This is a genomic window from Pseudomonas sp. CFBP 5748 (genome assembly GCF_053850495.1).
On record NZ_JBSPTN010000013.1, the window covers coordinates 51,187 to 65,388 of the forward strand.

Genomic DNA, 14,202 nt, shown 5'->3' on the forward strand with positions numbered 1-14,202 from the left:
AGGGTGACCGCGATCAACTGTGGGAGCGAGCTTGCTCGCGATGACGGCGGCACAATCAATACTTAAGCTCGGACAGAATCTCTGTCCGAGCTATCCATCAATCAAACCTGAAACCGCTGCACCATAGTGCGCAACGAATTCGCCAGTTGCGACAACTCATGGCTGGACGCGCTGGTCTGGTCCGCGCCGGTGGCCGAGCGCACCGACAAATCCCGAATGTTCACCAGATTGCGATCAACCTCACGGGCCACTTGTGCCTGTTCTTCGGCGGCGCTGGCGATCACCAGGTTGCGTTCGTGAATCTCGTTGACCGACGCCGTGATGGTCTGTAGCGCCTCCCCCGCCCGCTCCGCCATCGCCAGGGTGCTGGCGGCGCGGCTGGAGCTGGCCTGCATGGAGTCCAGCGCCTGGGTGGCGCCGCTGCGCATGCCCTGGACCATCTGCTCGATTTCCTGGGTCGATTGCTGCGTGCGGTAAGCCAGCGCCCGCACCTCATCGGCCACCACCGCAAACCCACGACCGCTTTCGCCGGCCCGGGCCGCCTCGATGGCCGCGTTGAGGGCCAGCAGGTTGGTCTGCTCGGCGATGGCCCGGATCACATCCAGGACCTTGCCGATATCCTGTGATTGATTGGCCAAGGACTGCACCAGGCCACCCGTCACCTGCACATCGCTGGCCAGGGCACCAATGGCGTCGACCGTGTCGCTGACCCGCTGCTGCCCAAGGGACGCCGATTCACTGGACTGACGCGTGGCATCGGAGGTGGAAACGGCATTGCGCGCGACTTCCTCCACGGCAGTGGTCATCTCGGTGACGGCGGTGGCGGCCTGTTCAATTTCGTTATTCTGCTGTTGCAGGCTGTGGGTGCTGTCGAGGGTGACGGCGTTCAGCTCATCGGCGGCGGTCGCCAACTGTGTAGCCGAGCCGCTGATGCCCTGCAGGGTTTCACGCAAGTTCTGCTGCATGGTCGCCAACGCCTTGAGCAAGCGGCTCACTTCGTCGCTGCCGTGGGCCTGGATCGGTCGGGTCAGGTCGCCTCGGGCGACGTTCTCTGCGGCATTCAACGCCTCGCCCAAAGGCTTGACGATACTGCGGGTGAGCAACATCGCCAGGGCCACCGTCGCCAGGGCGGCGAGCACAATGAACAGGCTGACGATCATCCGGGAATTGACGTAGTGCTCCTGGGACTTCTGGCTCTCGATGGAGACTTGTTTGGAGAACAGTTCCGCCAGGTCGTTGAGTTGTTTGCCGGAACCGTCCACCACGGTCTTCATGTCCACCAGCAGCAGCTTGATCAGCTCGTCTCGACGCCCCTGCTCTGCCAGGACGAAGGATTGGGCGATGCCCGTGCGGTAAGCGGCGAAAGTTTGCTTGAACTGCTCATAAAGCGCCTTGCCTTCAGGCGTGACGACGAGCTTTTCGTAACTGGCGATTTTTTCGCTCAGCTCTTTGTCGCGGGTGTCCATTTGCCCACGGTACACCGGGATATTCTTCGGATCCTGGTCCAGGGCCATGCGCAGGGAAATCGTGCGAATGCGCAACATCCATTCACGGATCTCGTCACCGCCGCGAATACTGGGCAGCCACTGGGTTTCTACCGCGACTTCACTGTCACGGATACTCGACATCTGTCCCAGCGCAAACACCCCGAGCAACGCCACCAGTACGGCGATCAAAGCGAAACCCAATGCGGCACGGGGGGCGATATTCAGTTGACGAAGAACCATAGGGAGCGCCTTTTTTATTGTTGGCCTGAGATGGGGCCATGCCCCTGTTGGCGGGTTATCGGCAACTTGTACGATGACTTAACACTGTTTGCTTTTTCGCAGGCAAAAAAAATCCCCGTATCTTTCGATACGAGGATTTTTAGTATGGTCGGGGTAAGGGGATTCGAACTCCTGACATCCTGCTCCCAAAGCAGGCGCGCTACCGGACTGCGCTATACCCCGGTAAAAAAAAGGCGACCTTCGCAAGTCGCCTTCTCGATCAGCGCTTTTGGCCTCTGATCTTAAGATTCGATTCCAGCGAGCTGGTTTCAAAAATGGTGGGTCGTGTGGGATTCGAACCTACGACCAATTGGTTAAAAGCCAACTGCTCTACCAACTGAGCTAACGACCCAAAAATGGTCGGGGTAAGGGGATTCGAACTCCTGACATCCTGCTCCCAAAGCAGGCGCGCTACCGGACTGCGCTATACCCCGATTGAAATGGCTCCGTGACCAGGACTCGAACCTGGGACCCAATGATTAACAGTCATTTGCTCTACCGACTGAGCTATCACGGAACTGATATTTCAAGTTACAACGTTGAAGCTAGCTTCAACCTCTTCTACCCTTACGCATCGCTGCGTTCGTGTGTCTGAGGCGCGCTATTCTACAATCTTAAAAACCTCTGTCAACCCCTTAAATTGCTTTCAAGACAATGATTTGCAACTTATTTTGGGTTTCTTCTCACCGAGAAGTGCCCCTTGGGGGTGACGTACTGCGGGGCGCACTTTACAAGCCTTTTCCTTTGAGTTCAACGGCCTGATGAAAAAAATGGCCTCGCAGTGCGAGGCCATTCCAATCACCCGATACGCTGGCTTTCAGTTGAAGACGATTTCATCGTTCTCCACAGTGCCCGTCACGGTTTCGCCTGGCATGAAGCGACCCGACAGAATCAACTGCGCCAGCGGGTTTTCGATCCAGCGCTGGATCGCCCGCTTCAGCGGCCGTGCGCCATAGACCGGGTCGTAACCCACTGCGATCAACTTGTCCAAGGCCTCGCTGCTCAACTGCAGCTTCAGCTCCCGTTCGGTAAGGCGGCTGCGCAGGCGACCCAACTGGATCTCAGTGATGCCGGCGATCTGATCACGGGCCAACGGCTCGAAGATCACCACTTCGTCGACCCGGTTGATGAACTCCGGCCGGAAGTGGGTGGAAATCGCATCCATCACCGCAGCGCGTTGCGCCTCGCGATCACCGACCAGCTCCTGGATCTGCGCCGAGCCCAGGTTGGAGGTCATCACGATCACGGTGTTGCGGAAGTCCACCGTGCGCCCGTGGCTGTCGGTCAGGCGGCCATCCTCCAGCACTTGCAGCAAAATGTTGAACACATCCGGATGGGCCTTCTCGACCTCATCGAGCAGGATCACCGAGTACGGCTTGCGCCGCACAGCCTCAGTCAGGTAACCGCCCTCTTCATAGCCGACATAGCCCGGTGGCGCACCGATCAGCCGCGCCACGGAGTGCTTCTCCATGAACTCGGACATGTCGATGCGCACCATGGCCTCCTCGGTGTCGAAGAGAAACTCGGCCAGCGCCTTGCACAACTCGGTTTTACCGACACCGGTCGGGCCGAGGAACATGAACGAACCGCTCGGACGATTGGGGTCCGACAGCCCGGCACGGGAACGGCGTACGGCATTGGACACCGCCACCACCGCTTCTTCCTGGCCAATCACGCGCTGGTGCAGCAGGCTTTCCATCTTCAGCAGCTTGTCGCGCTCGCCTTCGAGCATTTTCGACACTGGAATGCCGGTCCACTTGGAGACCACCTCGGCAATCTCTTCTTCAGTGACCTTGCTGCGCAGCAACTGGTTTTCGCTCTTGCCGTGCTGGTCGACCATTTGCAGGCTGCGCTCCAGGTCCGGGATCACCCCGTACTGCAGCTCGGCCATGCGGTTGAGGTCACCTTTGCGGCGGGCCGCTTCCAGTTCCTGGCGGGACTGTTCGATTTTCTGCTGGATTTGCGCCGAACCCTGGACTTCGGCTTTCTCCGAGTTCCAGATTTCCTCAAGGTCGGAATACTCGCGCTCGTGACGAACGATTTCTTCCTGCAACCTTTCCAGGCGTTTCTTCGCCGCTTCGTCGCTTTCTTTCTTCAGGGCCTGGGATTCGACCTTGAGCTGGATCAGGCGCCGTTCCAGACGATCCAGCACTTCGGGCTTGGAATCGATTTCCATGCGGATGCGGCTGGCAGCTTCGTCGATCAGGTCGATGGCCTTGTCCGGCAACTGACGGTCGGTGATGTAACGGTGGCTGAGCTTGGCCGCCGCGATAATCGCGCCATCGGTGATCGCCACCTTGTGGTGAACTTCATAGCGTTCTTTAAGGCCACGCAGGATGGCAATGGTGTCTTCTTCGCTGGGCTCTTCCACCAGCACTTTCTGGAAGCGCCGCTCCAGTGCCGCGTCCTTCTCTATGTATTGGCGGTACTCGTTGAGCGTGGTCGCACCAACGCAGTGCAACTCGCCACGGGCCAGCGCCGGCTTGAGCATGTTGCCGGCGTCCATCGAACCCTCACCCTTGCCCGCGCCGACCATGGTGTGCAATTCGTCGATGAACAGAATGATCTGTCCTTCCTGCTTCGACAGTTCATTGAGCAGGGACTTGAGCCGCTCTTCGAACTCACCACGGTACTTGGCGCCGGCGATCAACGCGCCCATATCCAGGGACAGCAGCCGCTTGCCCTTGAGGCCGTCCGGCACCTCGCCGTTGATGATGCGCTGTGCCAGACCTTCGGCGATGGCGGTTTTACCCACACCAGGCTCACCGATCAGCACCGGGTTGTTCTTGGTGCGGCGTTGCAGCACCTGGATCGTGCGGCGGATTTCGTCGTCGCGGCCAATCACCGGGTCGAGCTTGCCTTCCTCGGCGCGCTTGGTCAGGTCGACGGTGTATTTGTCCAGCGCCTGACGGGACTCCTCGTGATTGGCGTCGTTGACCGCTTCGCCGCCACGCAGGTTGTTGATGGCGTTTTCCAGGGCTTTCTTGCTGACGCCCTGGCCGAGCAACAATTTGCCAAGCTTGCTGTTCTCATCCATGGCGGCGAGCAGCACCAGCTCGCTGGAAATGAACTGATCACCTTTTTGCTGGGCCAGGCGATCGGCCTGGTTGAGCAGCCGCGCCAGGTCCTGGGACATGTTCACGTCACCGGTCGGATTCTGGATCTTGGGCAGTTGGTCGAGTTCCTTGGCCAGCTCTTTGCGCAGGCTGTTGACGTCAAAGCCCACCTGCATCAGCAGGGGCTTGATGGAACCGCCCTGCTGCTCGAGCATGGCCTGCATCAAATGCGCCGGTTCGATACCGGGATGGTCCAGGCCGACGGCCAACGACTGGGCATCGGACAGGGCCAATTGTAATTTACTGGTTAAACGGTCAATACGCATGGGTCACCTTCCTTTTGAGCAGGCCGGACCTAAACACATCCTGAATGAAGAAACCTGCCAGATACCGTTATAGATGTGGTCGATTCTGGGAGTTTCAAGCAGTGCGCTATTGATACAGGTCAGAGAAGTCTAGCGTTCGATCCAGATCAGGGAGGCGAAGCGACCGGTGCGCGGATTGCGCCGGTAGGAAAAGAAGCGTGGATCAGTCACGGTGCACAGACCACCACCGTAGACCGCCGTGACCCCACGCGCCGCCAGCCGCAGACGGGCCAGCGCATAGATGTCGGCCAGGAACTTGCCCGCGTTGTGGCTCGGCACAAAGGCTTGTGCCGCCTGGGGCAGTTGCGCGATGAACGCATCACGCACCTCAGGCCCGACTTCGAACGCTTGCGGGCCGATGGCCGGGCCGAGCCAGGCGAGGATTTCGTCGGGCGGAACCTGGAGACTGTCGAGAGTAGTTTCCAGCACGCCGTTCGCCAGCCCGCGCCATCCAGCATGAGCCGCCGCGACACGGGTGCCGGCGCGGTTGCAGAACAGCACGGGCAAGCAGTCCGCCGTCATCGCCGTGCAGGCGATTCCCGGCGTGGCGGTCCAACTGGCATCGGCGGTCGCCACCTGGGCCGGGTCGGCTTCGACCACGGCAACCCCATGGACCTGCTGCAACCAGGCCGGGCGTATGGCAAACCGATCGGTGAGACGGCGACGGTTCTCGGCGACGGCCACGGGGTCGTCGTCAACATGATCACCAAGATTGAGGCTGTCGAACGGCGCCAGGCTGACGCCGCCCGCACGGGTGGTGACGCAGGCCTTTACCCGGGCCGGCGCGGGCCAGTCGGGTATCAGCCAGTCACTCATCCGATGAACGCCTCGCGGTCCTGCTTGAGCAGCGTCAGCAGCCAGACAAAGTCATCCGGCAACGGCGACTCCCAGCTCATGCGCTTACCGGTGGTCGGATGATCCAGTTCCAGAAAACGCGCGTGCAGCGCCTGGCGCGGGAAATTCTTCAGCGATTCGACCATGGTCTGGCTGGCAGCCGGAGGAATGCGGAAGCGACCGCCGTAGGCCGGGTCACCCACCAACGGGAAGTTGATGTGGGCCATGTGCACGCGAATCTGGTGAGTCCGGCCGGTTTCCAGCTTGACCCGCACATGCGTGTGGGAACGGAAACGTTCGAGCACGCGGTAATGGCTCACCGCCTGCTTGCCGCCCTCCATTACCGCCATGCGCTGGCGCTGCTGGCCGTGACGGCCGATGGGTGCGTTGATCTTGCCACCGGCGGTGACCACGCCGATCACGATGCACTCATAGATGCGGCTGACGCTGCGGCTTTGCAACTGCGTAACCAGCTGTGTCTGCGCCTGGATGGTCTTGGCCACCACCATCAGACCGGTGGTGTCCTTGTCCAGACGGTGCACGATGCCGGCGCGCGGCACATTGATGATGTCCGGCACATGGTGCAGCAGGGCGTTGAGCAGGGTGCCATCGGCATGACCGGCCGCCGGATGCACCACCAGGCCCGCAGGCTTGTTGATCACCAGGATGTCATCGTCTTCGTAGACGATGTCCAGGGCAATGTCCTGGGCGACCCATTCTCCCTGGGCCTCCTGCTCGGCAGTCAGCTCTAGGATGGCGCCGCCGTGGACGATGTCGCGCGGGCGAATGACCGCCCCATCCACAGTCAGGCGGCCGTCCTTGATCCAGGCGGAAAGGCGCGAGCGAGAGTGCTCGGCGAAGAGTTGTGCGGCGACTTGATCGAGGCGTTGGCCGCCCAATTCGGACGGCACCTCTGCGCGAAGTTCTATTTTATCGGACATGCTCGGACTAGGCGTCGGCACAGCCTTTGGTTTCGGCTGCGCGCTTGTGGTTAAATACGGCGTCTTTTGCCCCGAGGCTTTTCAACGGGGCGCTCATCATAACAGGACGGCCCCGCCCAAGACAGCGGCCGTCATAGGGACGCAAGCCGCCATGCAAGTGAAACACCTGCTGCTGATCGCCATCCTCGCATTGACTGCTGCTTGCTCGTCGAAGGAAGTCGTAGACGAAAACCTGAGCGAAGTCGAGCTGTACCAACAGGCGCAGACCGACCTGGACAACAACAGCTACACCAGCGCCACAGCCAAGCTCAAGGCCCTGGAGTCGCGGTATCCGTTCGGTCGCTACGCCGATCAGGCTCAACTGGAGCTGATCTACGCCAACTACAAGAACGCCGAGCCGGAAGCTGCAAAATCCGCCGCCGAGCGCTTCATTCGTCTGCACCCGCAGCACCCGAACGTCGATTACGCTTATTACCTCAAGGGCCTGACCTCCTTCGACCAGGACGTCGGCCTGCTGGCGCGCTTCCTGCCGCTGGACATGACCAAGCGTGACCCGGGCGCCGCGCGCGACTCCTACAATGAGTTCGCCCAGCTGACCAGCCGCTTCCCCAACAGCCGCTACTCGCCGGACGCCAAGCAGCGCATGATCTACCTGCGCAACCTGCTGGCCGCCTACGAAATCCACGTGGCTGACTACTACCTGACCCGCCAGGCCTACGTCGCCGCCGCCAACCGTGGCCGCTACGTGGTGGAAAACTTCCAGGAAACCCCATCCGTGGGCGACGGCCTGGCGGTGATGACCGAAGCGTACCAGCGTCTGCACCTGGACGATCTGGCCGCCACCAGCCTGGAAACCCTCAAGCTGAACTACCCCGATCACCCGTCCCTGGTCGATGGCCAGTTCACCCCACGGGTTGACGAAGCCGACAACCGTTCGTGGCTGAGCAAGGCCACCTTGGGCCTGATCGAGTCCCGTCCCCCCCTGCCGCCGGGCGAAACCCGCGCCAACCAGGACGTGCAGCGTCAGTTCCAGGATGCCAAGGAAGCCATTCCAAACGAGCTCAAGCCCAAGGACGAAAATGGCGACGTGATCGAAGAAGAAGAGCCTGAGAGCGAATCCACCGATCGCTCCTGGTTCAGCTACATGACCTTCGGCATGTTCGACTGAGGCCAAGGCATCAGCAAAAAGGGAGACCCAGCGGTCTCCCTTTTTTGTGCCTGGCTTCTATTGCGCTGTGCGCCGTTCCAGTCCTTGGCTAAACTGCCTGATCACTCGCCAAAAAGCCGCCCATCATGCTTCGTCTATTGATTTTGTTCGCCGTCGTTGCCTCCGCCATATGGATCTTTCGCGGGATGAAAAACAACGGTCGCACCTCACGCCCTACCCAAGAACAAGACGCACCGCCCATGGTCCGTTGCGCCCATTGCGGCGTACACCTGCCCCGTGACCGGGCCCTGGCTCTCGAACAACAGTGGTATTGCAGCCAGGCTCATCTCGAGCAAGGCCCGGGCAGTCGTGATCGCTGAGGCCTCGAGCCCCCGCGTCAAACAGGCGCAGCGCCTGCTGCGCCTCTATCACCTGTATCGCCTGAGCATCGGCATCACCCTGGTGCTGTTGATCTCCAGCAAACTGGACAATCGTCTGCTGGAGTTCGCCAACGACGACCTGCTGCGCAGCGGTAGCTGGTTGTACCTGGTGCTGAACATCCTGCTGGTGGTGTTCCTTGAGAACACTCGCCGCCCTGCCCGGCTGTTTGGCCTGGCACTCACCGACGTGCTGTTGCTCTCGTGGCTGTTCTTCGCCGCCGGCGGCGCCCCCAGCGCCATCGGCAACCTGCTCATTGTTTCGGTGGCCATCGGCAATACGCTACTGCGAGGTCGCATCGGCCTGTTGATCGCCGCTGTCGCCACGATCGGTATCGTCGGCTCGAGTTTCTTCCTGGACCTCGGCGATTCGAACCGTCCCAGCAGTTATCTGCAGGCCGGAACCCTGGGGGCGCTGTGCTTTGCCGCGGCCCTGTTGGTACAAGGCCTGACCCGGCGACTGGAAGCCAGCGAAACCCTGGCCGAGCAACGCGCCAGCGAAGTGATCGGCCTCGAAGCGCTCAATGCGCTGATCCTGCAACGCATGCGCACCGGCATCCTGGTGCTCGACCGCCAGCGTCGGGTGCAATTGGCCAACGAGAGCGCGCTGAACCTGCTGGGCATGCACGATCTGGTCGGCCAGCAGCTCGACGATTACTCCATCGCCCTGGTCGAAAGCCTGCAACTTTGGCGCAACAACCCCAGCCTGCGCCCGCCCAGCCTGACCGTTACCAGCACGGGCCTGACCCTGCAACCGAGCTTCATCGCCTTGGGCCACAACGAGCAACATCAGATCCTGGTCTTTCTCGAAGACCTGGCCCAGGTTGCCCAGCAGGCCCAGCAACTGAAACTCGCCTCCCTCGGGCGCCTCACCGCCGGCATCGCCCACGAAATCCGCAACCCCTTGGGCGCCATCAGCCACGCGGCGCAATTACTGCGCGAATCCGAGGAACTGAACGACGCGGATCGACGTCTGACGCAGATTATTCAAGATCACTCCCAACGAATGAATCGCGTCATTGAAAACGTCCTGCAGCTGTCTCGCCGCCAGCAAACCACGCCGCAGCGCCTGGACTTGCGGGCCTGGCTCGAGCAATTCGTGCGTCAGGCCCAAGAAAACGCAAGCGAGCACCAGCAGTTGCACGTGAGCATCGACCCAGGCGACTACACCACGCTGATGGACCCCGACCAGTTGACGCAAGTGCTCGACAACCTGCTACGCAACGCCTGGCGCCACAGCGCGCAGGTCCATGAACAGGCCGAGGCCTGGCTGAAACTGTTCATCGATCCCCATAGCCAGTTATCCACGCTGGACATCATCGACAACGGCCCTGGCGTGACGCCGGACCAGCAGGTGCATTTGTTCGAACCCTTCTTCACCACCAGCAGCCAGGGCACCGGCCTTGGGCTCTATCTGTCCCGTGAGCTGTGCGAAAGCAACCAGGCCCGCCTAGACTTCAAACCACGCCAAGGCGGCGGCTGCTTTCGCATCACTTTTGCTCACGGACGGAAACAGATTTGAATACTCGCTCACGGCAACGAATCCTGATCGTCGATGACGAGCCGGACATCCGCGAACTCCTGGACATCACCCTGGGCCGGATGAAACTCGACACCCGCAGCGCCAAGAACCTTACCGAGGCCCAAGCCCTGCTGGCGGGCGAAACCTTCGACCTGTGCCTGACCGACATGCGCCTGCCCGATGGCACCGGCCTGGAACTGGTGCAACACATCCAGCAGCGTTACCCGCAACTCCCCGTGGCAATGATTACGGCCTACGGCAGCCTGGAAACCGCCATCGACGCCCTCAAGGCCGGGGCCTTCGACTTCCTGACCAAACCGGTCGACCTGGGTCGCCTGCGAGAACTGGTCACCAGCGCCTTGCGCCTGCCGCCGATCGCCACGCCGGTCGCCACCATCGAGCGCTGCCTGCTGGGCGATTCCCCGCCGATGTGCAGCGTACGCAAACAGATCGAAAAACTCGCCCGCAGCCAGGCACCGGTGTACATCAGCGGTGAGTCAGGCTGCGGCAAGGAACTGGTCGCCCGGCTGATCCATGAACAGGGTCCCCGTTCCAACCAGGGGTTTGTGCCGGTCAACTGTGGGGCAATTCCCACGGAGCTGATGGAAAGCGAGTTTTTTGGCCATCGAAAAGGCAGCTTCAGCGGCGCCATCGAAGACAAACCCGGGCTGTTCCAGGCCGCCCACGGCGGGACGCTGTTTCTCGATGAAGTGGCCGACCTGCCCTTGGCAATGCAGGTCAAACTGTTGCGAGCGATCCAGGAAAAGGCCGTGCGCGCCGTCGGCGGCCAGCAGGAAGAAGTGGTGGATGTACGCATCCTCTGCGCCACCCACAAGGACCTGGACGGCGAAGTGGCCGCCGGGCGCTTTCGTCAGGATCTGTACTATCGGCTGAACGTCATCGAACTGCGCGTCCCGCCCTTGCGTGAGCGTCGCGAAGACATCGAACCGCTGGCCAATCACATGCTCCAGCGGCTGGCGGCCAACACCGGTAGCCCACCGGCCAGGTTGCATCCCCAGGCGTTGGACGCTCTGAGGAACTACCGCTTCCCGGGCAACGTGCGGGAACTGGAAAATATGCTCGAACGTGCCTACACCCTTTGCGAACAGCAACAGATTGAAGCTGACGACCTGCGCTTGGCCGAGAGCAGTAGTGCTATCGACGCCGGCAACCCCGATTTGATGCAGGTCGACAACCTGGAAGATTACCTGGAAGACGTCGAGCGCAAGCTCATCCTCCAGGCCCTGGAGGAAACCCGCTGGAACCGCACGGCGGCGGCGCAGCGGTTGAAGTTGTCGTTTCGGTCGATGCGGTATCGGTTGAAGAAGTTGGGGTTGGATTAAAGCGCGGTCCTGAAGCCCCTACTTACCCTGTGGCGAGGGAGCTTGCTCCCTCGCCACAGGTTTTGTGGTTGCCTTGGCAGCTCTTCTAGCCTTGCGCCACCGGCACCTGTTTATCCAGAACTCGATTGGCCAACAACTCGCTCAGCTCAATCAACTGCTGCACTCCCAAGGCAACATGTCGCCGCGAGCCTTCGAGCTCGAAGGCCAGGTCGCTGACCGTTGCGTTGGCAGAGGCCAGGGTTTCGCTAAGGTTGGTGAGGAGGCATTCGGTGTCGATGCTGTCCACGACAGTGAATAGCTGGTTTGAGGCGGGTTTCTTTTTGGCTTCAGGTTTTGGGCCGAGGTAATAGTCGAGGGCACGCTGGGCGGCTTCATCGAGTTTTTGAGAATCGAGCCCGCCATGGGCTGACGAGGGATCGGTTTCGGGGGGATTGGGTGTGACTTTGATCATCGTGCATCTCCAAGTTTTGGAGCTGCCACCGATCGCCGCGACGCGATTGGGAGTGGCAGCTGTACGCAGGTTCGCGGACCGAACTTGGAGCCTCCGGCATACCCGAAGGTATCCCACGCACAGCCAGCCATGACGGAACGACAAATACCGAAGCACTGTCGTCGACTGGAATTATGCACCAAGTTAGCGGGCCGCGACGCCCGGACGCTGAATTGGCAGCGACGGAAAAAGGTTAACGAGAGACCTTCCCACCCGGCAACCGCCAGAACTCGTCGGAAAATTCGGTTTGAATTAGGACCTTGTCCGACCATTCCCACAAAGTCTGGTCAGCTGTAAGGGCGGTGTGTATATCCGTTTCTGCGGTAACGGCTGCTGACGGTTCCGCCCTTACGGCGGCTCACTTTTGAGAAGCGCAAAAGTAAGCAAAACGCTTTATGCCCCACCACTCGGTGCCTCGCTTAGGCTCGGCATGCCCGAACGAAGGCATTGCTCCGTGGGCCCGCCGCGAAGGGCCATCCATGGCCCAGCGCGGCTATCCCGGCATCCATGCCGGGATGCCCACTACGCAATGCCTGCGTTCGGCCATCGTGGTTAACGGGGCGCCAAAATCTACGTCCTCCGCGAGGCGGCCTTATAGCCGACCTGACTCTTGGTGAGACCGCGTTTCTCCTGTGGGAGCCAGCCTGCTCGCGATAGCAGTGGATCTGCTTGCATCAGCGTTGGATGTGCCGCCGTCTTCGCGAGCAGGCTCGATCCCACAACTGGATCTGAGTATAGAACCTTACAACCGCCCCGCCGGCGCATAAGGCACAGGATCAATCACCGGCTCACGCCCCAACATCAGATCAGCAAACAACCGACACGACGCCGGCGCCAACACCAACCCATTGCGATAATGCCCACAGTTCAACCACAGCCCCGCAAACCCCGGCACCTCGCCGATATAAGGAATACCTTCAGGCGATCCAGGCCGCAACCCAGCCCAGTGCCCAACCACCTCAGCCCCCGCCAGCGCCGGAATCAGCTGCTGGGCCGAAGCCTTCAGACTCTCCAGCGCTTTATCGGTCGGGGTCTTGTCGAAGCCTTCACGCTCCAGCGTGCTGCCGACCAGAATATGCCCGTCACGACGCGGGATTGCATAACGCCCCTTCGCCAGAACCATGCTCGGCAGAAAATCCGCCGCGCACTTGTACAAAATCATCTGGCCCTTGACCGGCTCGACCGGCAACTTCAGCCCCAGGGTCTTGAGCAGCTCACCACTCCAGGCACCAGCCGCCAGCACCACCTGATCGCCACGAATCTGTCCCGCCGAGCTATTCACCCCAACGATACGCTCGCCATCGCGAATGAACCCACTGACTTCACAGTGCTCATGCAGCGTGACATTGGGCAGCGCCTGCAACGCCGCCTTGAGCGATTTCACCAGCCGGGGATTACGCACATTGGCCACGTCAGCCATGTAGATCGCCCGGGAAAAACCCGTACCCAGTACCGGCACCGCATCATGGACGGAGGAGATATCCACAGCCCGCAATGGACGCCCTTCCCGTTCGGCCCAGGCCAACGCCTCGACTTGATCGTCAAGGTCCAGCCAATACAGGCCGGTGACGTGCACCTGCGGATCGATACCGGTAGCTGCGAGCAGACGCTGCCCCAGTTGTGGATAAAAATCCTGCGACCAGTGGGCCAGCGCAGTGACCGCCGGGCTATAGCGCCAGGGATATAGCGGCGACACGATACCGCCGCCGGCCCAGGACGACTCCTGGCCGACACTGGAACGGTCCAGCAGCACCACGCCTTGCCCTTCGGACGCCAGATTGAACGCCGTCAGCAGGCCGATGACTCCGCCGCCGACAATCACCACTTGCTGTTGCCTGGTCATGTTCTGATTCGACTCATAAGACAGAGGGTGCAAGCGTGCACCCGAATAAAAAACTCAGCGGCCCCAGCAATCCTTGGCGGTCAGCCCGGCGGCCTGGTTGACCATGTCTCGCGTGCCCGTGTTGTTGATCCTGAAATCACCGCACTTGTCCGTGGCCATGGACGAACCGCTCTTGCGCACGGCGGTCAGGGTGAAGCTCTGGTCCGCCAGTGTCTGGGTAATGGTATAGAAATCGTTGCCGCTGCTCAGGCCGGTGGCGTTGGTGTAGACGTTGTTCTTCGAGTAGTAACGTTCGAGAATCTGCGCCTGCTCCGACAATAGCCCGGCAACTTCAGCGCGTCGGCCCTTCTTCATGTACTCGGTCAGGCTCGGGTAGCCGATGGTGATCACGATACCGATGATCGCAATCACGATCATGATTTCGATCAAGGTGAAACCCCGGTTGGATCTGCGCATAG

The 14,202-nt window shown here is 60.8% G+C and carries 11 protein-coding genes, 4 tRNA genes and 1 pseudogene; 4 read left to right on the forward strand and 12 right to left on the reverse strand.

Annotated elements, in window-relative coordinates; translation table 11 throughout:
• Window positions 1–101 precede the first annotated feature (101 nt).
• The 9 genes and pseudogenes from ACWNZ1_RS24215 to rluD form a co-directional block, all read right to left on the reverse strand.
• Window positions 102–965, reverse strand: a complete 864-nt coding sequence (locus tag ACWNZ1_RS24215; RefSeq protein WP_406550194.1) for a methyl-accepting chemotaxis protein — start codon at window positions 963–965, stop codon at window positions 102–104.
• A pseudogene (locus ACWNZ1_RS24220) lies at window positions 957–1,727 on the reverse strand (MCP four helix bundle domain-containing protein); the annotation flags it as partial. The gene ACWNZ1_RS24215 and the pseudogene ACWNZ1_RS24220, both read right to left, overlap by 9 nt.
• 145 nt (window positions 1,728–1,872) lie before the next feature.
• Window positions 1,873–1,949 (reverse strand) — tRNA-Pro (locus ACWNZ1_RS24225).
• 93 nt (window positions 1,950–2,042) lie between these two features.
• Window positions 2,043–2,118 (reverse strand) — tRNA-Lys (locus tag ACWNZ1_RS24230).
• 5 nt (window positions 2,119–2,123) lie between these two features.
• Window positions 2,124–2,200: transfer RNA gene (locus ACWNZ1_RS24235), tRNA-Pro, on the reverse strand.
• Window positions 2,201–2,207: 7 nt separating this feature from the next.
• Window positions 2,208–2,283 (reverse strand) — tRNA-Asn (locus ACWNZ1_RS24240).
• Window positions 2,284–2,583: 300 nt separating this feature from the next.
• Entirely contained in the window at window positions 2,584–5,148 is a 2,565-nt protein-coding gene (clpB, locus tag ACWNZ1_RS24245; RefSeq protein WP_135847224.1) for an ATP-dependent chaperone ClpB, read from the reverse strand.
• Window positions 5,149–5,277: 129 nt separating this feature from the next.
• A complete protein-coding gene (gene pgeF / locus ACWNZ1_RS24250; RefSeq protein WP_265072389.1) occupies window positions 5,278–6,003 on the reverse strand; it encodes a peptidoglycan editing factor PgeF in 726 nt (241 codons plus the stop codon).
• Window positions 6,000–6,962 (reverse strand): 23S rRNA pseudouridine(1911/1915/1917) synthase RluD, encoded by a 963-nt coding sequence (rluD, locus tag ACWNZ1_RS24255; RefSeq protein ID WP_003205696.1) that lies wholly within the window; start codon window positions 6,960–6,962, stop codon window positions 6,000–6,002. The genes pgeF and rluD overlap by 4 nt, the downstream gene beginning before the upstream one ends.
• A 151-nt stretch (window positions 6,963–7,113) precedes the next feature.
• Between rluD and ACWNZ1_RS24260 the strand changes: the two genes are divergently transcribed.
• The 4 genes from ACWNZ1_RS24260 (at window position 7,114) to ACWNZ1_RS24275 (ending at window position 11,411) form a co-directional block, all read left to right on the forward strand.
• The gene (locus ACWNZ1_RS24260) at window positions 7,114–8,130 is read left to right on the forward strand and encodes an outer membrane protein assembly factor BamD (RefSeq protein WP_265072390.1); all 1,017 of its coding nucleotides are present in this window, start codon (window positions 7,114–7,116) and stop codon (window positions 8,128–8,130) included.
• Window positions 8,131–8,255: 125 nt separating this feature from the next.
• A complete protein-coding gene (locus tag ACWNZ1_RS24265; RefSeq protein WP_135847227.1) occupies window positions 8,256–8,489 on the forward strand; it encodes a PP0621 family protein in 234 nt (77 codons plus the stop codon).
• A complete protein-coding gene (locus ACWNZ1_RS24270) occupies window positions 8,479–10,068 on the forward strand; it encodes a two-component system sensor histidine kinase NtrB (protein ID WP_135847228.1) in 1,590 nt (529 codons plus the stop codon). The genes ACWNZ1_RS24265 and ACWNZ1_RS24270 overlap by 11 nt, the downstream gene beginning before the upstream one ends.
• Window positions 10,065–11,411 (forward strand): sigma-54-dependent transcriptional regulator, encoded by a 1,347-nt coding sequence (locus tag ACWNZ1_RS24275; protein ID WP_135847229.1) that lies wholly within the window; start codon window positions 10,065–10,067, stop codon window positions 11,409–11,411. Before ACWNZ1_RS24270 ends, ACWNZ1_RS24275 begins: the two co-directional genes overlap by 4 nt.
• 85 nt (window positions 11,412–11,496) lie before the next feature.
• Here the strand turns inward: ACWNZ1_RS24275 and ACWNZ1_RS24280 are convergent, their stop codons facing one another.
• From ACWNZ1_RS24280 to ACWNZ1_RS24290, 3 genes are all read right to left on the reverse strand, one after another.
• Window positions 11,497–11,862 (reverse strand): DUF6124 family protein, encoded by a 366-nt coding sequence (locus ACWNZ1_RS24280; protein WP_135847230.1) that lies wholly within the window; start codon window positions 11,860–11,862, stop codon window positions 11,497–11,499.
• Between the two features lie 781 nt (window positions 11,863–12,643).
• The gene (gene thiO / locus ACWNZ1_RS24285; protein WP_280944389.1) at window positions 12,644–13,744 is read right to left on the reverse strand and encodes a glycine oxidase ThiO; all 1,101 of its coding nucleotides are present in this window, start codon (window positions 13,742–13,744) and stop codon (window positions 12,644–12,646) included.
• Window positions 13,745–13,798: 54 nt separating this feature from the next.
• Window positions 13,799–14,200, reverse strand: a complete 402-nt coding sequence (locus ACWNZ1_RS24290) for a type IV pilin protein (protein WP_135847232.1) — start codon at window positions 14,198–14,200, stop codon at window positions 13,799–13,801.
• Window positions 14,201–14,202 lie beyond the last annotated feature (2 nt).

Bases quoted from the DNA above. Each gene is read 5' to 3' on its own strand.
- ACWNZ1_RS24215 (WP_406550194.1), bottom strand. From the start codon at position 965: ATGCAGCAGAACTTGCGTGAAACCCTGCAGGGCATCAGCGGCTCGGCT.
- clpB (WP_135847224.1), bottom strand. From the start codon at position 5,148: ATGCGTATTGACCGTTTAACCAGTAAATTACAATTGGCCCTGTCCGAT.
- pgeF (WP_265072389.1), bottom strand. From the start codon at position 6,003: ATGAGTGACTGGCTGATACCCGACTGGCCCGCGCCGGCCCGGGTAAAG.
- rluD (WP_003205696.1), bottom strand. From the start codon at position 6,962: ATGTCCGATAAAATAGAACTTCGCGCAGAGGTGCCGTCCGAATTGGGC.
- ACWNZ1_RS24260 (WP_265072390.1), top strand. From the start codon at position 7,114: ATGCAAGTGAAACACCTGCTGCTGATCGCCATCCTCGCATTGACTGCT.
- ACWNZ1_RS24265 (WP_135847227.1), top strand. From the start codon at position 8,256: ATGCTTCGTCTATTGATTTTGTTCGCCGTCGTTGCCTCCGCCATATGG.
- ACWNZ1_RS24280 (WP_135847230.1), bottom strand. From the start codon at position 11,862: ATGATCAAAGTCACACCCAATCCCCCCGAAACCGATCCCTCGTCAGCC.
- thiO (WP_280944389.1), bottom strand. From the start codon at position 13,744: ATGACCAGGCAACAGCAAGTGGTGATTGTCGGCGGCGGAGTCATCGGC.
- ACWNZ1_RS24290 (WP_135847232.1), bottom strand. From the start codon at position 14,200: ATGCGCAGATCCAACCGGGGTTTCACCTTGATCGAAATCATGATCGTG.